Source organism: Lactobacillus acetotolerans DSM 20749 = JCM 3825 (genome assembly GCF_001436775.1).
Classification (GTDB): domain Bacteria; phylum Bacillota; class Bacilli; order Lactobacillales; family Lactobacillaceae; genus Lactobacillus; species Lactobacillus acetotolerans.
Map to the genome: position 1 here is coordinate 1 of NZ_AYZC01000030.1, position 18,731 is coordinate 18,731.

An 18,731-nucleotide genomic window follows, 5' to 3' on the forward strand; every position below is an offset into this window, starting at 1 on the left:
AAAGAAAATTGTGTAAATTTGTAATAAACTAACGTCCAGTTTTAGGGGTTAGCTTCATTTTTATGTGCGTAATATTATACCTTATTTAAAAATTTTAATAGTTGTTGTGTGTTTTCACACTTAAATAAATTATTTAACCAATTTTTGTATTGAATCAATTTCATTAGCTCTGCTAAAGCAGGTAAGTGTTTTGCATTGTCGATAGGAGCTAAACCAATTATTAATTTAATTGGTTTCTTAGAATTTGGTAAAAATATCGGTTTCTTTAGTAGTAGTAAACTAAAACTTAATTTATTAACCCCATTAGTCTTTTTTGCATGAGCTAATAAAATGTTGTCACCAATTACCATATATGGTCCTAATTCTTTTAATAAATTAATAATAGCAATAGGGTATGATTTTTCAACACTATGATCCAACACTAATGGTTTAAGAGAATAATAAATTGCTGATTTCCAATTAGAAATATAATTTTTGAATTGTATATGTGAAGAGGACAATAAGTTCATTAAATGATAAGCATCTTTAAGTGGGTATTTAATATTATTATTAATCTCTTTTTGAGCGTTATTTGTAGAAACGGTTGTGAGTAGATACTTTCTTAATTCCGTTTTTAATTCTTTAGGTTCTAATATTCGTGCGTGCTTACTGATGATATCTAATAAAGCTTCAATATCATATCGCTTTGGATCTATTTTCTTTGAATCTTTTAAATTCGTTTTTATTAGCATAGAGTCAATTAAATTTAGATCATAAGAAGAAGGGAAAGCTGCGACTTGGACTATCGGTATGCCTTCTCGAGCGTTGGTATTAATTGTACTTATGATTAAAGCAATATTTTTAAGATTAATTTCTTCATATTGTGTATTATTAATTGGTGTTTTGAAGTATACATTAGGATATTTTTCTGACAAAATATTGAATAATATTCTTGAAGTACCAATTCCACTTGAGCATACTATTAAGACAGCTTTTTTCTTTTGTGTACGTTTCTTTTGAAAAAGTTTATTAGCTCGTAGTCCGCCACCGAGATATAAGGAAATTAGTGATATTTCATCCATTGAAATTGGTTTACCAATAAATTTAATAAAAGGTTGAATTGCAATTTGAGTAAGTTCGAAAATTTGTGAATATTCGTTTTTAATATTTGTCAGTCCAGGTTGATTGTATACAAATCCATAAAGAATTCTATAGTACGTAGATGTTAAGTGGATAGTTAAATCATTGATCAATTTCTTTGAATAAATATTAATTTTAGAAAAGTCACTAAATTTATTAATTATTTGTTTAGCAATTGGATAAAGTTTATTCACTAACGGATTACTTAAATTGATTTGGTGAAAAGGAGCAGATTTAACAATTTTGGTTAAAAATTCGCTTTCTGAATTATTAAAAATTCCTATCTCATTAAGAAAACTCATTGCCCAAGTTTTTTCAAGAGAAGTGGGATTATTATCTAGATTTTTTGAATTATTTAGATAGTGACCTTTGAATATTCTTTTTAAATACCAATTAATGAAATAAATCAATGAAATTCGTGCATTATCAGTAAAATAATTACCAGTGATTTGCTCTAATAAAAAAAGCTTGTCACTTATTTTTTTCTTATTTTTCGAATTAATGTCGAATTTAAGAAAATTATATAAGTCAAATATATTTTTATACACCCAACTACGAATATCAATTTCTTTTCCTGTAATGATTTTTCCAAGTTGAGTGTTTTTTATATTAATATTGTATTTTTTCAACTCTAATCTGGTATTTTGTAAATCTCTTAAAATTGTATTTTTGGATACACCAAAAATATTTACCATTTCGTTTAACGAAAGGTGATTGCTATCGATTAGTTCGAGTACTAGCAAATTTCTTCGATCATGAATATTTAAATCTGCTAAAAAATTATTATTATCAGAAAAATCGTAATTTTCTAATAGTTCTTTAGTTTCATTTGGCAAATAATATCCTGTATCTTTAATATTATTTATTTCTAAATAGTTCTTTTCAGCTAGTTCGTTATTTACATTTTTTATTAAATAAAAAACACTTCTACGAGAAATTTTTAGTTTTTGGATTAAATATTGAATTGAAACAAAATCTTTTTCATTTAATAAGATTTCTAATAATTGATTGCCGTGCTTGTGTTTACTAAATTTAATAACCAAAATAACACATCTTCATTTTTTATTTAACCATATCATCATTATTGCACTTTGTATGACAACATTATTGCACTTGTTAAAGTGTTAATCAATTCTTAGAGTAGTAAGTGTATTAATTAATACGACACAGGAGGTAAAGATGGTTTTATCTAAATTGCTAACGAATCAGACTGTGAAATATGAAAAATCATTTCATGGTAATTGGGAAGACGCAATTAAATTAGCAGCGGATCCACTAGTTATTGATTCAACAATCGATAAAAAATACGTTAATAGCATGATTGATAATGTAAAAAAAGAAGGTCCTTATATAAATATTGGTTCTGAGATTGCTTTAGCACATGCTCGGCCGAATAATCATGTTAAAAAGATTGGTTTGTCATTTTTAAAAACAGGTAATGAAATTAACCTGATTGATAAAAAACATCCGATTAAATTATGGTTTGTACTTGCTGCGATAGACAATACTAGTCATTTAGATGTTATTAAAGAACTAATGAATATATTGATGGATAGTAAAAAACTTGATTTACTTTTAAATGCAAATTCACAAACACAATTATTAAATGCTTTTAATGAGCCTAATAATGCAAGTAAATAGATTGGGGTAAATATTATGAAAATTTTAGCTGTATGTCAAAACGGTTTAGGTAGTAGTTTTATAGTTCAAATGAATATACAAAATATACTAAAAGAAGAGAATGTTGATACTTCAAATATTTCTGTTGACCACGCAGATGTTGGAAGTACAGGAGCTGATTCAGCCGATTACTTTTTCACTGATAAAACTTTAGCAGATAATCTTAATGTACCGAAAGATAAAGTAATTCCGCTAAATAGTTTAATTGATAAAGAAGAAACGAAAAAAGATATTAATAAGATATTGAAAAAAGAGAATATTGATTTCGATGCGAATTAAAGAAAGCGGGGGTATAAAAAATGAAGTCACTATTAAATATATTCGTTAGTATTGCTTCACAACCAGCGATTTTAGTTTCGCTGATTGCACTCATTGGATTATTGTTGCAAAAGAAGAAAGCGACAACAGTTATTCAAGGAACCATTAAAACTTTTGTTGGTTTTTTGGTTTTAATTGGTGGATCTGGAATTTTGAGTAATTCACTAACACCTTTTGCATCAATGTTTAAGTTTGCTATACATGTTCAAGGTGTTGTTCCAAGTAATGAGGCGGTTGTAGCTATTGCTTTAGTTAAATATGGAACCACAACTGCATTAATTATGTTAGTAGGGATGTTAGTTAATATTTTATTGGCTCGTCTTACTAGATTTAAGTATATTTTCTTAACTGGCCAAGCAATGTTATACATGTCATGTTTAACAGCAGTTATTTTGATTAGTGCACACTTAGGTACCGGTTGGAAGACTGTCCTATTTGGCGGGTTATTTGAAGGAACATTATTAACCGTCACACCAGCTTTATGTCAACCATTTATGCGTAAAATTACTGGCGGTGATACAGTAGCAATGGGGCACACAGGTAATATTGGTTATGCTATTTCTGGTTTAATGGGTAAACTTTTTGGTAATCCAAAAAAGACTACTGAAGATTTAAAGATACCTAAGTCACTTGGATTTTTACGTGATTCAACCGTATCAATAACACTTTTAATGAGTATTGTTTACATTATTTTAGCTATTATTGCTGGTCCACACTTTGTTGAAACTAAGTTAAGTTCTGGTACAAATTACATTGTTTATGCATTAACACAAGCCGGAACTTTTGCTGCAGGTTTCGTTGTTGTACTTCAAGGTGTTCGGATGATTTTGGCAGAAATTATCCCGGCCTTTCAAGGAATTGCTACTAAATTAGTACCTAATTCTAAACCAGCTTTGGATGTACCAATTATATTTCCATATGCACCAAATGCTGTACTTTTAGGATTCTTTGTTAGTTTTATTGTTGGTACTTTAAGTATGCTATTAATGGTTATTTTGAAGACTACCGTAATTATCCCCGGTGTTGTTGGACACTTCTTCTGTGGCGCTGCTGCAGGAATATATGGTAATTCAACTGGTGGCCGTCGTGGTGCCGTAATTGGATCCGCTGTTAATGGTTTGCTTATTAGTTGGCTTCCATTACTTATCTTGCCAGTATTAGGCAACCTTAAGATGGCTGCTTCTACATTTGCTGATACCGACTACCTGATTCCAGGAATTCTTTTAGGTAAATTAGGTCAAGCTGGTCCAACTGCTATTATTTGTGGCATTTTAGCATTTGTTGTAATTATCTTTGCATTAAGCTTCTATTTGAATTCACGCGATAAGAGAAGAAAAGCTATGTCATCAGAAAAGAATTAAAAAATGATAGAAATTAAATAAATAGAAAAAATGATAGAAATTAAATAAATAGAAAGGTAAATAAAATATGAAATTCTTTTTAGATACTGCAAATGTTAAAGATATTAAAAGGTTTGCACAATTAGGTTTAGTAGATGGTGTAACAACTAATCCAACTCTGATTTCTCGAGAAGGCAGAGATTTTGAAACTGTTATTAAAGAAATTACGAAAATAATTTCTGGTCCTGTTTCTGCTGAAGTAACAGCAACTAAAGCTGAAGAAATGGTAAAACAAGCCAAAAATGAAGTTAAATGGGCCAAAAATATTGTTGTAAAAATTCCGATGACTGAGGAAGGGTTAAAAGCAGTTAAAGTTTTAAGTTCAGAAAATATAAAGACAAATGTAACCTTGATCTTTTCTGTAACTCAAGGACTATTGGCAGCCAAGGCTGGAGCCACTTATATTTCTCCTTTTTTAGGTCGTTTAGATGATATTGGTGGTAGTGGAATTGGTTTAGTTAAAGATCTTCGAAAAGTGTTGGATAATTATGGCTTTAAGACAGAGATTATTGCAGCAAGTATTCGTGGAACTCAACATGTTAAGCAAGCTGCATTAGCTGGGGCAGATATTGCTACGATTCCAGCAGCAGTATTTGGTAAATTATGGTCTCATCCATTAACGGATAAAGGCTTAGCTAGTTTTGCTTCGGATTGGGCATCCTTTAAACAACAACAAAAATAAGTATTGATAATTAGGAGATTAAAACTATGTTTGATAAAACGGATGAATTAGGTGTAAATACAATTCGTACATTAAGTATTGAAGCAATTCAAAAGGCAAATTCTGGGCATCCAGGTTTACCAATGGATGCAGCACCAATGGCATATGTACTTTGGACAAGACATTTAAATATTAATCCTAAAACACATATGAACTGGGTAAATCGTGATCGTTTTATATTATCAGCGGGTCATGGCTCTGCAATGCTTTATAGTTTGCTTCACTTAGCTGGCTTTAATGTTTCGATTGATGATTTAAAGCATTTCAGAGAATGGGGAAGTAATACTCCAGGACACCCAGAATATGGGCATACTGATGGTGTGGAAGTCACGACTGGGCCTTTGGGACAAGGCTTTGGTATGGCTGTTGGAATGGCAATGGCAGAAGCACATTTAGCTGCTAAATTTAATAAGCCTGATTTTCCAATTATGGATCATTTTACTTATACTATTGTAGGTGATGGTGATTTAATGGAAGGTATTTCTCATGAAGCAGCTTCTTTGGCAGGACATTTGAAGTTGGGCAAATTAATTGCCTTATACGATTCTAATAATGTCTCTTTGGATGGACCAACTTCAGAAACCTTTACAGAAAATGAAGGTAAACGTTTTGAAAGTTATGGTTGGCAACATTTAGTTGTTGAGGATGGTAACGATTTAACAGCAATTAATGCAGCCATTGAATTGGCAAAAAGAACGCCTGATAAACCGAGTTTGATTGAAATAAAAACCATAATTGGTTATGGAGCACCTAAACAAGGGACAAATGCTGTACATGGCAGTCCACTTGGTGAAGATGGTATTAAAGCAGCTGAAAAAGTATATGGCTGGAATTATCCAGATTTTACAGTGCCTAAAGAAGTTCCTAATCGTTTTGAAACCACTCTTAAAGCAAGAGGTATGGAAGCTGAAAATGATTGGAATAAATTGTTTAAATCTTATTCGGAGAAATATCCAGAATTAGCTCAAACGTTTAAAGATTCGTTTGCTGGTAAATTGCCGACAAATTTAAAGAAAATTTTGCCACATTATGCTCAGGATGAATCGATAGCGACAAGAGCAGCTAGTTCTAAGGCAATTAATGTATTAGCTAAGAATATACCATATCTTTGGGGTGGCTCAGCAGACCTTTCTAGTTCTAATAAAACTATGATAGCTAATTCAGAAAACTTTGAACCAGGTTTTTACACTGGAAGAAATATATGGTTTGGTGTTCGTGAATTTGCAATGGCAGCTGCTATGAATGGAATTGTTCTTCATGGTGGTTCTAGAGTATTTGGTGGAACTTTCTTTGTCTTTACAGATTACCTTCGTGGTGCAATTCGATTATCTGCATTGCAACACGCACCAGTTATTTATGTTTTGACTCATGATTCAATTGCTGTCGGTCAAGACGGACCAACCCATGAGCCAATAGAACAATTAGCTAGCTTACGTTGTATGCCAAATGTTCAAGTTCTACGTCCTGCAGATGGGAATGAAACTTCAGCAGCTTGGGAAATAGCATTAAAAACTACAGACAAACCCACGGTTTTAGTTCTTAGTCGCCAACCATTGAAAACATTACCAATTTCTATAGATACTGCTTTCTCTGGGGTTACTAAAGGTGGTTATGTTGTAAAGCATTCTAAAAAGAATACAGCTGATGGACTATTGATTGCTACTGGTTCTGAGGTTAACCTAGCTTTAACAGCTCAACAAAAATTACATGAACAAAATGTCGATGTAACTGTTGTTTCAATTCCAAGTTTTGATCGTTTTGCTCGCCAAAGTAGAGATTATCGGGAAAAAGTTTTGCCTAATGATGTTAAGAGACGTGTTACAATTGAAGCAGGTTCAACGTTTGGCTGGGATCAGTTCGCTGGTGAGCATGGTGTTAAAATAGGAATTAATCGTTTTGGCGCATCTGCACCTGGTGATGTTGTCTTAGATAAATATGGTTTTAATGTTAAGAATGTTGTGAATAAATTTCTTACAATTAAAGCTTAGTAAAAAAAGCAGAAAATTAAAAATAGGTTCTAAAATTTGTAATTAAATTTCAGAATCTATTTTTTTAATATAAATATTGAATAATAATTATAAGTGCATCTTATTATATGAAGTGATTTTCATTTTTTTGTCTGTCATGGTCATAGTAGTGATAGATGCATTACGTGGACCGTTGCTAATATCAATGCTGTCACTATAATGATCGGCGATACTCCTAATTGTAAAGCCGTGAGTAACAAGTAAAATATTTTCCGCTCCATCCATTTCACTGATCATCTTAAAACCTTTATTAACACGAGCCCAATATTCTTTTGCGTTTTCAGCTTGGTGGTATGGGTCAGCTGCTTTAATCCAATCTTTCACTTTATCGATTGGTTCATGTTTAAGCAAATCGTAATGATTACTATAGCCGTGGGGCCCACCAATCATTCGCCAAGCTACACCACAATCCATTCCTTCGAAGTAACCATAAAATTGTTCACGGAAGAATGGTGTGGCAATATGTTGCAGTTCATCTTTATTAGTATTGTGTTTGATGATGATGTCACAAGTGTCACAGGCACGTTTTAAATCACTAGAAAGCGCAATATCAAATGGCACATTTTTGAGAGCTTCGCCGACTTTTTCAGCGCCTTCAATTCCTTCTTGGGTTAATGGGGTATCACACCAACCTTGCATTTTGTTGTAGCGGTTGATATAAGTTTGACCATGACGAACAATATAAATTCTCTTCATAATTCCTCCTAGATTAGGTTAATTAATTATTTTTCATTGTAGAGCTTTTTAACATTAGTAATATCCTGAGGTTGAATAGTATAAACTGAACCTTGTGGATACATTACAGAAACACCTTTATTGTGATTCAAACCGATGGCATGACCTAATTCATGTTCTGCAGTATTTACTATTCTATTATAACTATAACCATACCATCCGTTTTGTAAATAAAACTTGTTTAATTGGACTTTGGCGTTTATTAGGTGGCCGGTTACGGGATTGTAACTAGTAGCCGTTTCTCCAGCAGCATTGGTGCTACTATCGTTTGTTACACTAATTATAACTTGTGCTTTTTTCTTATTATTTGTTTCTTGAAAAGTGAAGGCTTGTGTTTTATTCCAAGCTTTTATTGCATCGATTGAGGCAGATCGTAATTGAAGGTCATTCTTAATATTGACGTATACAGTAGCATTGGGACTAGGCCAGCGGCGTTTTTGTGCGTTGCTGTCATCGGTCTCTGGTTTGATTGCATTTTTAACAGTATTTGGATCTGAATCGCCTAATTTTGGCGGATTAAGGTTACCCGTTGAAAGCATCTGTGAAATTCGGTCATTTAAGGCTGTTAGAGAATTGTTGGTTGCGTTTCTGACGCTATCATTATTTTGATAATCCCAAACGGCAAAGACCACAACTACTACGAATATTAAGTTACGTAAAAAACGGAGAAATTTTTTCATATTTTTATCAACCCCCAGTAAATACGATTATAATGACTATTTCTAAACTTTTCATGAATTTTTACTTATATTTTCTTGTAAGTACAAGAATTATATATTAAACGGATTTCATGATAGAATAGAATGCAAGTTTTTGAGGAATAGGTGACTACATGACAAAAGTGACAGATGAAAAGCAATATGAACAAAAACACCTTGATCACATCTTGGAGTTAATTAAGACGAGAGAGAAGAATTTAGAGAAATCTATTAAGTCTGTTAGAGGAGAAGCTAGAAATTTAAATTCACACTTTTTTGACGATGTTAAATTAGATTATGATGGCTACTCAACGTCAATGGAAACCGCATTGTCTATTCACCAGCAGCAACAATTATTAAGTGAACGTGAACATGATTGGCAACATTCAGCTAAGCAATTAAATACCGTTAAACGACTTGAAAAACATCCATATTTTGCCCGGGTTGATTTTAAAGAGGGGGATGAAGATCCCGAAACTATTTATATCGGACTCGGTTCCTTTGCGGATGAGAATAATCACTTCCTAATCTATGATTGGCGTGCTCCTATTTCATCTATTTATTATGATGGTAAGTTGGGTAAAGTTTCGTACAATTCTCCTGATGGTGAAATTACCGTTGATATGACTAAGAAACGACAATTCATGATCAAAGACGGTAAAATTGTAAATATGTTTGATACCAATGAGTCAATTGGAGATCAAATGCTCTTAGAAGTTTTGTCTGAAAAATCTAGCACCCAGATGAAGTCAATTGTAACGACCATTCAACGTGAACAGAATAAAATTATTCGCAATACCAGTGCGGATTTACTATTTGTTCAAGGTGCAGCTGGTTCTGGTAAGACGTCAGCAATTTTACAACGAATAGCTTATTTACTTTACCGTTACCGTGGTAATTTAACCAGTAGTGACGTAATCATGTTTAGCCCTAACCAGCTATTTAATGATTATATTGAAAATGTTTTGCCTGAAATGGGTGAGCAAAACATGGTGCAAATGACTTACTGGCAATTTGTGGCCCGTCGTTTGCCTGGCATGAAAGTAGAAAACTTATTCAATCAATTTGAAGATAAAGCTGCAGATACTAATATTAGTAAATTAAAAGATTCAACTGAATTCTTTAAACTATTAACGCGTTATGCTAAACACCTTAATAACAAGGGAATGATCTTTAAGAATATTTACTTTCGTGATCCAAAAAAGTCTTATTTTGCCAAGGAAAAAATAAAAGATATATATTACTCATTTAATCCTGATTATAAGCTGCATAACCGAATTGATGCTACCCGTGAAAAGCTAATTAAAATGTTAAACAGAAGGATCAATTCAGAAATTAAGAAGCCATGGGTATCTCAGACAATTCAAAGCTTAAGTAAAGAGCAACTAAATGACTTATATGATAAACCAGATCAAGAATTTTCATCTGAGGCAAAAGAAGAGCAGTTTTTAGGCCGCAAAATTGTTGTTAAAAAATTAAGCAAAGTTTATAAACGAATCAAGCATAATCATTTCATTAATACTAGGGCACAGTACCTAAGCTTTTTACGTGCAATTCCTAAAATGATTGATCTTAGTAAATGGCATATTTCTCAAGATGATTGGGCTAAACATGTTAATAGTGTAAAAGAAAGTTTCAAGAAACATTATATCCATATGAATGACGTTTCTGCTTACTTATATTTATATGACCTGATTACTGGACGGTACGTCGATTATGAAATGCGCTACGCCTTTATTGATGAAATTCAAGATTATACTCCTTTTCAATTAAGCTATTTAAAATATAATTTTCCACGTGCCAAATTCACAATGCTTGGTGATCTGAACCAGGCAATCTTCACTAAAGATGAAAGTAAAGATCTGCTTAAGCAAATTAGTGGGTTGTTCGATCCTAAGAAGACCGAAGTAGTTCAGTTAACGAAATCATACCGGTCAACGAAACAGCTAACAGGTTTTACTAAACAAATTTTACGACAAGGTGAAAAGATTGAAGCCTTTAACAGACAAGGTCCTAAACCAGTAATTTGGGGTCGGAAGAATGATGACGAGGCAATCTCAGTTCTTGAAGGTATTCTTAAAAATAATGATAAGAATAAACAAACAACTGCCATTATTACCAAAGATTTGTCTTCTGCGAAATATGTTGACAAAAAGTTAAAAGCGGATGGAGTTAAAGAATCTTTGATTGCAACAGCCAACCAACGTTTGGTTCCAGGCACATTAGTTATTCCGTCGTATTTAGCTAAAGGACTAGAATTTGATGCTGTTGTCATGTGGGGCGCTTCTAAGGCAAATTATGAGCAGCTTGATGAAACGCAGCTTGTTTACACGATTACTTCACGGGCGATGTATAAACTGGATATAATTTATACCGGTGAGAAGAGTCCGTTACTTAACGTCAATGCGGATACATATGAAGAAAAATAAAATTGACAAATCGATTTGCATAATTTAACATTTTATACATATTAGGAATAACTTAGAGCAGAAATAGTAATTAAAGATAAGTTATTAGAGAGCCTTTGTTGATGAGAATAAGGTAACTACTTTAATGAAATCACATCTGTGAGTTGATTTTCTGAAGTTAGTAAGAAAATCCGGGATATAGCCCGTTACAGCTAAAGGTTTATTAATAAACTTAGTGAGGCAGTTAACGTGAGTTGACTGCGAACATGAGGTGGAAGCACGATTGATTCGCCCTCGTAGCCAATTGGCTATGGGGGCTTTTATTTTTGTTAATAAACTTAGTGAGACAGATAATGTGAGTTATCTGTGAATATGGGGTGGAACCACGGTTGATCGTCCTCTTAGGCTTTAAGCTTAAGAGGACTTTTTTATTTAAAGAAATTAGGTGTAGAAATATGACGTTAAAATATATTGAAGAAATTTTGCCATCACTAATAAATGGAACGTGGATGACAATTAAAATCTTCTTTTGGACACTGTGTCTGGCTTTACCAATCGGAATAATAGCTTCTTTGGGTGAAATGAGCCATATCAAAATAGTAAAATGGCTGGTGAAGTTTTACGTGCTTATTATGCGGGGCACACCACTTCTTCTTCAGTTAATCTTTGTCTTTTATGGGTTACCGATTATTGGGGTCGTTTTTCCACGTTATCAAGCGGCTTTATTTACCTTCGTTTTGAATTATGCGGCGTATTTTGCGGAAATTTTTCGTGGTGGGATGCAGTCAATTGATAAAGGGCAATTTGAAGCAGCGCAGGTTCTTCGCTTAGACCGTTGGCAGACAATGACTAAAATTGTTATTCCCCAGGTAATTAAGATTGTTTTGCCATCGATTGGTAATGAAGTTATTAACCTAGTTAAAGACTCATCACTGGTATATGTTATTGGCTTAGGGGATTTGCTCCGTGCTGGTAATGTGGCGATGGCACGAGATGTAACACTAGTCCCACTAGTTTTGGTTGCCATTATTTATTTGATTTTAATTAGCGCTTGTTCGTTTGCACAGAAAAAACTTGAAGAATATTTTTCTTATTATGAGTAGGATGGTTTGTAATGTTAGAAGTAAAAAATTTAACTAAAAAATTTAATGGGCATCCAGTTTTACAAAATATTAATTTTACTTTAAAGGATGGAGAAATTTTAGCAATTGTTGGCCCATCTGGTGCTGGAAAGACTACCTTGCTCAGAATTATTTCCGGCTTAGAAACAAAAGATAGTGGTGAAATTCTGCTTGATGGGCAAGAATATAATTTAGGGAAGGTAGGAATTGTATTTCAAGATTTTAACCTGTTTCCTAATTTAAGTGTTTTAGATAATATAACTTTAGCCCCAGAATTAGTTTTAAAAGAATCGAAACAAGTAGCTGAAAAGAATGCAATGGAACTATTAACTAAGTTGCAAATGGGCGGTCGTGAAAAGCAGTACCCTTATCAGTTGTCTGGAGGTCAAAAGCAAAGGGTTGCAATCGCGCGTGCACTTGCAATGAAGCCTAAAATCCTTTGTTATGATGAACCAACTTCAGCATTAGATCCAAATTTGCGTCATGAAGTGGAAAAGATGATTTTGGACTTAAAAAAATCTGGTTTAACCCAATTGGTTATTACCCATGACTTTACCTTTGCAAAAAATATCAGTGATCAAATGTTAAAAATTCAACCACTGGGTGAGGCATAGTTATGAAGAAATTTTGGATAGCTATTTTATCCTGTTTTTTGCTTTTATTTACCGCCGGTTGTGAAAATGTACAAGAGAAAGCTAATACGCAGGATACCTGGAATAAAATTGAACAAAAGAAGCGGGTTGTGATTGGGCTAGATGATAGTTTTGTTCCAATGGGCTTTGAGAAGAAAGATGGCCAATTGACAGGTTATGATGTTGATCTTGCCCGGGCAGTTTTTAAGCAGTATGGAATTAAAGTGAATTTTCAAACGATTGATTGGTCGATGAACGTAACGGAATTGCGTAATGGTACGATCGACTTGCTGTGGAACGGTTATAGTATTACTCCAGAACGTAAGAAAAAAGTGGCTTTTAGTAAGCCGTATTTACGTAATAGCCAAGTTTTAGTTGTTAAAAAAGGCAGTAATATTAATTCGTTTACGCAAATGAAGAACCACGCTTTGGGGATGCAAACGGGCTCAACCGCAGAACAGTGGTATGAAAGTAAGCAAAATATTCTTCATAGCAAAGATAAGGTGTTGTATGACACAATTGCTAATTCATTTTTAGACTTAAATGCGGGCCGGATTCAAGGAATCCTTCTTGATGATGTTTATGCAAATTACTATATTAGTCATATGGCTAATAAAAAAGAGTATAAAATTATCAAAGATCCCAGGGTACCGACAGATTTATTTGCTGTTGGGATTCGTAAAGGTGATAAAACTTTAAAGAGAAAGATAAATAAAGGATTGGATCGTTTGCAAGCAAATGGTAAGTTAGCTTCTCTGAATAAAAAGTGGTTTGGTAAGAATAATAGTTATTTAAGAGGGGATTAGTTGTGGGTAAAAAGCTCAATTTTACTTTTAAGCATGTAGATGAAATGACAGGTCGAGAATTTTTCTGTGTGGAAAGATTGCGGACCGATTCCTTTGTCACAGAGCAAAAAATTACGTTGCCGGAATTAGATGATATTGATTTAAGGGCAATCCAAGTTTATTTGTTGAATAAACACAAAAACAACGCATTAGCTACCTGCCGTGTTTTTCAAGCAAATGGCAAATGGATGCTTGGTAGGGTAGCTGTTGCCAAGAAAATGCGTGGACAACATATAGGTGCGGATATGATGCATGCCGTGCATACTTTTTTACGACAAAAGGATGTAAATTATTTATATTGTCATGCCCAATTACAGGCTAAACCATTTTATGTGCATTTAAATTACCACGTAAAAGGTGATACTTTTGATGAAGGCGGCGTTCAACATATCTTAATGTATAAAAATTTGCAATAAAAAAATCGAGAATTATTTCTCGATTTTTTCTTTAATTACTGGTGCAACAGTATTGATTAAAATTGCGTTTCCTTTATCGGTTAAATGTTGTCCGTCAGCCAAATAATATGAAGAAATATTATCTAATTTTCTTCCTACTTTGATTAGATCAATAAAAGGTATGTGGTATTTTTGTGCACACTCTTTGGCTATTGCATTGTAGCGGTCTAAACTTTCATCGCTATAATCTTGCATAATTTCTTTATTATTAGGGTCTGGATAAGAGGGGCCGACGATAATCATTCGATTAGAGCCAATTTCTTTAACCATTTTATCTAAATTCTTAGCATAACGTTCACTGTTAATGCCCCAGCCCGCAGCTGTGTCATTTGTCCCGTATTCTAGAACAACTAAGTCTGCTTGGGGATCAATTTGTTTAATATAATCTAAACCTTCCACAGTGGTTGCACCACTTTTGGATAAATTTTCCACTTTTACGCTATTTCCCAACACTTTTTGTAAACCATTTGTTATGGCGTCAGTATCTTGTCCGTTGCGGTAGCCGTTGAAAAGTGAATCACCAAATAAAATTATTTTTTTCATATTTCCGCTCCTTACTCTATAATAAGGGAAAACAAAATGAAGGACAATTAATATGAAAAATTATATACGATTTAATCGTGATCAATGGGCTAAGCTTGTCCCTAACGATAAAGTTAAGATTACCAAAAATGAATTGGCTAAAATTAAATCTTTAGGTGATGTGGTTGACTTAACAGATGTACATGAAATTTATTCCAGTTTAATTGCTTACTTATACTTGGTTTACCAAGATAAAAGGCATGCTCAAGAAAAACAAAGTGAGTTTTTACATAAAAAAATCAAAAAAGCCCCCTTTATTATCGGTATTTCCGGTTCTGTAGCTGTAGGAAAATCAACAACAGCCCGTTTACTAGAATTGCTGCTTAGCCGTACTTATCCGAACTTAAAAGTTCATTTGATGACGACTGATGGTTTTATTTATTCTAATCAGGAATTAAAGCGGCGTGATTTACTATCACGTAAAGGCTTTCCTGAAAGCTACAACATGTCGTTACTTACCGATTTTTTAAAAGACGTTTTAAGTTGTAAAGATGACATTATTTATCCGCTCTATTCTCAGGCTTTGAGTGATATTGTTCCTGGTAAATATGGTCACGTGAAGAATCCGGATATTTTGATTATTGAGGGAATTAATACTCTCCAACTGCCACAAAATGGGCAAATAGTTACCAGTGATTTCTTTGATTTTTCAATTTATATTGATGCAGAGGAAGACCTAATCGAAAAATGGTATATGCAGCGTTTTGTTAAGTTACTAGATTTAAATAAGAATAATCCTACTAATTTTTATTATAAAATGGCTAACGGACCACGCGAAGCAGCAATTAAATTAGCTGAAGAAACTTGGCAAATGGTTAATTTAGTAAACTTACGTGAATATATTGCACCGACTAAACAACGGGCCAGTTTGATTTTACATAAAACAAATGGACATTTAATTGATCAAATATACCTACGTTACTTTTAATTTGTTATACTTAAAGGTATGAATATGATTTATTTATTACTTATTAAAAAATTTGCTTTGCCTCCAGCGCACGAAATGCTTTGGATTAATTAAATTAAAATTTTTATATTTAAGGGAGAAAAAAATGGTAGAAGCAATTAATTTAAAAAAAGGTATGGTTTTCAGTCAAGACGGTAAGTTGATCAAAGTCTTGAAAGCTAACCACCACAAGCCAGGTAAGGGTAACACCGTTATGCAGATGGATCTTCGTAACGTAGAATCTGGCTCTGTTGTTCACAAGACCATGCGTCCAAGTGAGAAGGTTGATTTGGTTGACGTTGATAAGAAGACCGCTCAATACCTTTATGGTGAAGGCGATACTTATACCTTTATGGACACTTCAACTTATAACCAATATGAAGTTTCAGCTGATCAATTAGGTAATGATAGGTTATACCTTATTCCTAATATTGAAGTTCAATTGGAATTTGCTAATGATAGTAAGTTGATCGGGATCGAATTACCATCAACTGTAACAATGAAGGTTAAGCAAACTGAACCAGGTATCAAGGGTGCAACTGTTACTGGTTCTGGTAAGCCAGCTACTATGGAAACTGGTTTAGTTGTTCAAGTTCCTGACTTTATTAAGGAAGGTGAAAGCTTAATCATTAATACTTCTGATGGTGCTTATAAGTCTCGTGCTGAAAACGTTAATAAGTAACTTTTAGCCAAAATGAAAGCGTCTAGCAAAAATGCTAGGCGCTTTTTCTTATAGATGATTTATTCACCTTTAAAAGTTCCATTTTCAACTTGGCGAATGAAATCAGCCAGGTGTTTATAATAAACTGCTGGATTATCAACCATGTGGTGGTGACCACCATCGGGTGTGGTTACTAAGCGTGAATTTGGTATCTCTTTTTGCATAATCTTAGCAGTTGAAATTGGCATCGTTTCATGTTCACCAAAGGTCAACAGGGTAGGTACTTTAATGTTCTTTAGTTGCTTTCTAAAGTGCCAATCCTTGAGCTTACCAGTGATAACGAATTCGTTGTCACCTTGGAATGCGTTGTAAACAGCATTGCCACCAATATCTTTTAAGTGGTAAAGCTTGGAAGGTTGTCTACGATCAACAAAGTTAATGTTTAAGATGTGAACATCATCTTGGTAACGTTGGTTATCGTAATTGTTTTCCTTCTCACATTTATGCATAAAATCAATTTCAGTTTGTGGAAGCACTTCTTGTCTGCGGCGATTAACTGCTTTTACATAATCATCAATTTCATCAACCATTGAAGAAATAATTGCACCTTTAAGGTGTTGACCATATTTAACAGCATATTCTTGAACTAAGAGACCGCCCCAACTTTGACCAATTAAATAAAAGTTATCTAAGCCGAGTTTTGAACGGACTTCATCAACTTCGTCTAAAAAGTATTCATAGGTTAAATATTTTTTAGCAATTTTTGGATCAGAATAATCTGGTTGATCGGAATAAAGTGAACCAAGTTGATCATACATTGTGACCTGGACGTTTAAACCCTGCTTTTTAAGTTGTGCAGCGGTGTCCTCCCAGTATTCATGGTTACCACCAGGACCACCATGAAGTGCCAATAAATGAATGTCACCGTGTCCTTGCGTGTTAGTCCAGAGATGGTAACCGTTGTCTAAAGTAATAATTTTGGTACCAGTTTTCATATGTTTCTCCTTAATTTTTAACTTACTTATTAACTTCCATTTTATCTCATAGTTAAATAAAAGGGAAAGAACAGGCAGGGTATGTTAAACGCTAAATTGGTGTAGAAAAGCAAAATACTAAGTGATATAATTACAGTAACAGGAACATTTTATTTATATATTAAGGAGATGCACTTATGGCAGAGCCCAAATGGTTAAAAAATATGAATCGTGACGAGTACTTAAAAGAGGATTTTGATGCAAAAGGTAAGTCTCGTTATACCGTTGAAGGATTAAAGAAGAATGATCCTGATTGGTTAGATAAAGCTGCAAAGAGAACTCATGCTGCAAAGGGGGATGACTATGTCAAACTTGATTCAGGTTTGTTAACAGTTAATCAAATTAATTGGATGCTTCGTAATACGATTGGCGAAATGACTTTTGTTGACGATAACAATCAATTCCTGTGGTACAACCGCCCAACTGATCCTAATAAAAAAATGAAAGCAAAACGGGTGCCAGCGCAGGTTGGTAACACAATGGAATCAGTTCACCCGAATGTCCGTGAGGTTATTCCTAACGCAAAGAAAGTTGTCCATGCACTTCGTACTAAACAGGATGGCCATGATGATGTTTATATGCCTGTCCCCAATGGTAATTTGAGGAAATTGGTTCTGCATTATTACAAGAGGGTGGAAGACGATAACGGTGATTATGCCGGTATTTATGAATGGGTTCAAGATCTGTATCCGCTTGTTAAATATTTCTGTGAAACCACTGGTCAAAAATTAGTTGTTGATCCTGATGCAACGACTGGAGCAACTTATCGTCGTAATTCTGACCCCGATGCTAAAACTGGTGCATCAACTAAGGCAGAAGAAGTTAAAGATAAAAAAGAGCCGGAAGAACCAGATACTTCAACCGGTGCCTCCAATTAATCTTTAAAATCGAAAAATATATTTAATTGATCGTTAGATTTATAGCTAACGATCTTTTTGCTATGCTAAAATAAAAACATTATGACTTTTTATACGCTTAAATTCATTCAAAATAATCAAGATGCTAATAAGACAGTTTGGTATATATTAATGATTATTGCCACTATTGCAATGGTACTTTTTGCTGTCCTTTATTTACGAAATCGCTTTACAACCCGTTACCGTGATTTAGGGATTATTGCTCTTTTATTTTTGTTGTTATTTGTTGGAACTCGTTATGAAAAATATGTCCAAACAAATGCACAAAAATCTCAATCTGTGCAGATTGTTCCCTTTATTAAATCAGTTGCTAAAGATTTTAATGTAAAAAATTCTGACGTAATGGTTAATTCAACAACTTTACAGGATGGAATTATTGTGGCTCTGTGTCAATCGCTGGTGATAGAAAATTTAAAACAAGACTAAATTAAT

General features: G+C 33.6%; 19 protein-coding genes and 1 other annotated feature. Of the genes, 14 read left to right on the plus strand and 5 right to left on the minus strand.

Annotation, left to right across the window (positions count from 1 at the left end; translation table 11 throughout):
- Positions 1-74: 74 nt before the first annotated feature.
- Entirely contained in the window at positions 75-2,162 is a 2,088-nt protein-coding gene (locus tag FC77_RS05440; protein WP_056970491.1) for a PTS sugar transporter subunit IIA, read from the minus strand.
- Between the two features lie 136 nt (positions 2,163-2,298).
- Between FC77_RS05440 and FC77_RS05445 the strand changes: the two genes are divergently transcribed.
- From FC77_RS05445 to tkt, 5 genes are all read left to right on the plus strand, one after another.
- Positions 2,299-2,760: a PTS sugar transporter subunit IIA gene (locus FC77_RS05445; RefSeq protein WP_056970493.1), complete on the plus strand. Its 462-nt coding sequence runs from the start codon at positions 2,299-2,301 to the stop codon at positions 2,758-2,760.
- Positions 2,761-2,775: 15 nt separating this feature from the next.
- Entirely contained in the window at positions 2,776-3,078 is a 303-nt protein-coding gene (locus FC77_RS05450) for a PTS sugar transporter subunit IIB (RefSeq protein WP_056970495.1), read from the plus strand.
- Positions 3,079-3,098: 20 nt separating this feature from the next.
- Positions 3,099-4,478 (plus strand): PTS ascorbate transporter subunit IIC, encoded by a 1,380-nt coding sequence (locus FC77_RS05455; protein ID WP_056970497.1) that lies wholly within the window; start codon positions 3,099-3,101, stop codon positions 4,476-4,478.
- 67 nt (positions 4,479-4,545) lie between these two features.
- Positions 4,546-5,199 carry a fructose-6-phosphate aldolase gene (gene fsa, locus FC77_RS05460; protein ID WP_056970499.1) on the plus strand — a complete coding sequence of 218 codons (654 nt, stop codon included), beginning with the start codon at positions 4,546-4,548 and terminating at the stop codon, positions 5,197-5,199.
- A 26-nt stretch (positions 5,200-5,225) separates the two neighbouring features.
- On the plus strand, positions 5,226-7,226 hold the full coding sequence (gene tkt / locus FC77_RS05465) for a transketolase (RefSeq protein ID WP_054681969.1): 2,001 nt from the start codon (positions 5,226-5,228) through the stop codon (positions 7,224-7,226).
- A gap of 87 nt (positions 7,227-7,313) precedes the next feature.
- Here the strand turns inward: tkt and FC77_RS05470 are convergent, their stop codons facing one another.
- Positions 7,314-7,961 carry a histidine phosphatase family protein gene (locus tag FC77_RS05470; RefSeq protein ID WP_056970501.1) on the minus strand — a complete coding sequence of 216 codons (648 nt, stop codon included), beginning with the start codon at positions 7,959-7,961 and terminating at the stop codon, positions 7,314-7,316.
- 26 nt (positions 7,962-7,987) lie between these two features.
- On the minus strand, positions 7,988-8,680 hold the full coding sequence (locus tag FC77_RS05475) for a M57 family metalloprotease (protein WP_056970503.1): 693 nt from the start codon (positions 8,678-8,680) through the stop codon (positions 7,988-7,990).
- Positions 8,681-8,832: 152 nt separating this feature from the next.
- On the opposite strand from FC77_RS05475, the gene helD reads away from it, so the two are divergent.
- The 5 genes from helD (at position 8,833) to FC77_RS05500 (ending at position 14,120) form a co-directional block, all read left to right on the plus strand.
- A complete protein-coding gene (gene helD / locus FC77_RS05480; RefSeq protein WP_056970505.1) occupies positions 8,833-11,127 on the plus strand; it encodes an RNA polymerase recycling motor HelD in 2,295 nt (764 codons plus the stop codon).
- Positions 11,128-11,171: 44 nt separating this feature from the next.
- Positions 11,172-11,405 (plus strand) — a binding site (T-box leader).
- 156 nt (positions 11,406-11,561) lie between these two features.
- Positions 11,562-12,209: an amino acid ABC transporter permease gene (locus FC77_RS05485; RefSeq protein WP_056970507.1), complete on the plus strand. Its 648-nt coding sequence runs from the start codon at positions 11,562-11,564 to the stop codon at positions 12,207-12,209.
- Positions 12,210-12,220: 11 nt separating this feature from the next.
- Positions 12,221-12,841 (plus strand): amino acid ABC transporter ATP-binding protein, encoded by a 621-nt coding sequence (locus FC77_RS05490; protein WP_056970509.1) that lies wholly within the window; start codon positions 12,221-12,223, stop codon positions 12,839-12,841.
- A gap of 2 nt (positions 12,842-12,843) precedes the next feature.
- The gene (locus tag FC77_RS05495) at positions 12,844-13,665 is read left to right on the plus strand and encodes an amino acid ABC transporter substrate-binding protein (RefSeq protein WP_056970511.1); all 822 of its coding nucleotides are present in this window, start codon (positions 12,844-12,846) and stop codon (positions 13,663-13,665) included.
- A 44-nt stretch (positions 13,666-13,709) separates the two neighbouring features.
- Complete coding sequence (locus FC77_RS05500; protein ID WP_056970519.1) at positions 13,710-14,120, plus strand: GNAT family N-acetyltransferase; 411 nt, start codon at positions 13,710-13,712, stop codon at positions 14,118-14,120.
- 12 nt (positions 14,121-14,132) lie between these two features.
- On the opposite strand, the gene FC77_RS05505 is transcribed toward FC77_RS05500, so the two are convergent.
- Complete coding sequence (locus FC77_RS05505) at positions 14,133-14,702, minus strand: SGNH/GDSL hydrolase family protein (protein ID WP_054681967.1); 570 nt, start codon at positions 14,700-14,702, stop codon at positions 14,133-14,135.
- A 52-nt stretch (positions 14,703-14,754) separates the two neighbouring features.
- Here FC77_RS05505 and coaA point away from each other — a divergent pair, with 52 nt between their 5' ends.
- Both coaA and efp read left to right on the plus strand, forming a co-directional pair.
- A complete protein-coding gene (gene coaA / locus FC77_RS05510; protein ID WP_056970513.1) occupies positions 14,755-15,669 on the plus strand; it encodes a type I pantothenate kinase in 915 nt (304 codons plus the stop codon).
- 124 nt (positions 15,670-15,793) lie between these two features.
- Complete coding sequence (gene efp / locus FC77_RS05515; protein ID WP_056970515.1) at positions 15,794-16,369, plus strand: elongation factor P; 576 nt, start codon at positions 15,794-15,796, stop codon at positions 16,367-16,369.
- 59 nt (positions 16,370-16,428) lie between these two features.
- Here the strand turns inward: efp and FC77_RS05520 are convergent, their stop codons facing one another.
- The gene (locus tag FC77_RS05520; RefSeq protein ID WP_056970516.1) at positions 16,429-17,343 is read right to left on the minus strand and encodes a proline-specific peptidase family protein; all 915 of its coding nucleotides are present in this window, start codon (positions 17,341-17,343) and stop codon (positions 16,429-16,431) included.
- Between the two features lie 176 nt (positions 17,344-17,519).
- Here FC77_RS05520 and FC77_RS05525 point away from each other — a divergent pair, with 176 nt between their 5' ends.
- Positions 17,520-18,260: a PAS domain-containing protein gene (locus FC77_RS05525; RefSeq protein WP_056970518.1), complete on the plus strand. Its 741-nt coding sequence runs from the start codon at positions 17,520-17,522 to the stop codon at positions 18,258-18,260.
- Positions 18,261-18,341: 81 nt separating this feature from the next.
- A complete protein-coding gene (locus FC77_RS05530; protein WP_082137198.1) occupies positions 18,342-18,725 on the plus strand; it encodes a DUF3290 family protein in 384 nt (127 codons plus the stop codon).
- Positions 18,726-18,731 lie beyond the last annotated feature (6 nt).

What these genes read in the sequence shown, in the direction of transcription:
- FC77_RS05445 (WP_056970493.1), top strand. Translation starts at nt 2,299, where the DNA reads ATGGTTTTATCTAAATTGCTAACGAATCAGACTGTGAAATATGAAAAA.
- FC77_RS05500 (WP_056970519.1), top strand. Translation starts at nt 13,710, where the DNA reads ATGACAGGTCGAGAATTTTTCTGTGTGGAAAGATTGCGGACCGATTCC.
- FC77_RS05485 (WP_056970507.1), top strand. Translation starts at nt 11,562, where the DNA reads ATGACGTTAAAATATATTGAAGAAATTTTGCCATCACTAATAAATGGA.
- FC77_RS05525 (WP_056970518.1), top strand. Translation starts at nt 17,520, where the DNA reads ATGGCAGAGCCCAAATGGTTAAAAAATATGAATCGTGACGAGTACTTA.
- FC77_RS05520 (WP_056970516.1), bottom strand. Translation starts at nt 17,343, where the DNA reads ATGAAAACTGGTACCAAAATTATTACTTTAGACAACGGTTACCATCTC.
- FC77_RS05470 (WP_056970501.1), bottom strand. Translation starts at nt 7,961, where the DNA reads ATGAAGAGAATTTATATTGTTCGTCATGGTCAAACTTATATCAACCGC.
- FC77_RS05505 (WP_054681967.1), bottom strand. Translation starts at nt 14,702, where the DNA reads ATGAAAAAAATAATTTTATTTGGTGATTCACTTTTCAACGGCTACCGC.
- FC77_RS05495 (WP_056970511.1), top strand. Translation starts at nt 12,844, where the DNA reads ATGAAGAAATTTTGGATAGCTATTTTATCCTGTTTTTTGCTTTTATTT.
- tkt (WP_054681969.1), top strand. Translation starts at nt 5,226, where the DNA reads ATGTTTGATAAAACGGATGAATTAGGTGTAAATACAATTCGTACATTA.
- FC77_RS05475 (WP_056970503.1), bottom strand. Translation starts at nt 8,680, where the DNA reads ATGAAAAAATTTCTCCGTTTTTTACGTAACTTAATATTCGTAGTAGTT.
- fsa (WP_056970499.1), top strand. Translation starts at nt 4,546, where the DNA reads ATGAAATTCTTTTTAGATACTGCAAATGTTAAAGATATTAAAAGGTTT.
- FC77_RS05530 (WP_082137198.1), top strand. Translation starts at nt 18,342, where the DNA reads ATGACTTTTTATACGCTTAAATTCATTCAAAATAATCAAGATGCTAAT.
- efp (WP_056970515.1), top strand. Translation starts at nt 15,794, where the DNA reads ATGGTAGAAGCAATTAATTTAAAAAAAGGTATGGTTTTCAGTCAAGAC.
- helD (WP_056970505.1), top strand. Translation starts at nt 8,833, where the DNA reads ATGACAAAAGTGACAGATGAAAAGCAATATGAACAAAAACACCTTGAT.
- FC77_RS05455 (WP_056970497.1), top strand. Translation starts at nt 3,099, where the DNA reads ATGAAGTCACTATTAAATATATTCGTTAGTATTGCTTCACAACCAGCG.
- coaA (WP_056970513.1), top strand. Translation starts at nt 14,755, where the DNA reads ATGAAAAATTATATACGATTTAATCGTGATCAATGGGCTAAGCTTGTC.
- FC77_RS05450 (WP_056970495.1), top strand. Translation starts at nt 2,776, where the DNA reads ATGAAAATTTTAGCTGTATGTCAAAACGGTTTAGGTAGTAGTTTTATA.
- FC77_RS05490 (WP_056970509.1), top strand. Translation starts at nt 12,221, where the DNA reads ATGTTAGAAGTAAAAAATTTAACTAAAAAATTTAATGGGCATCCAGTT.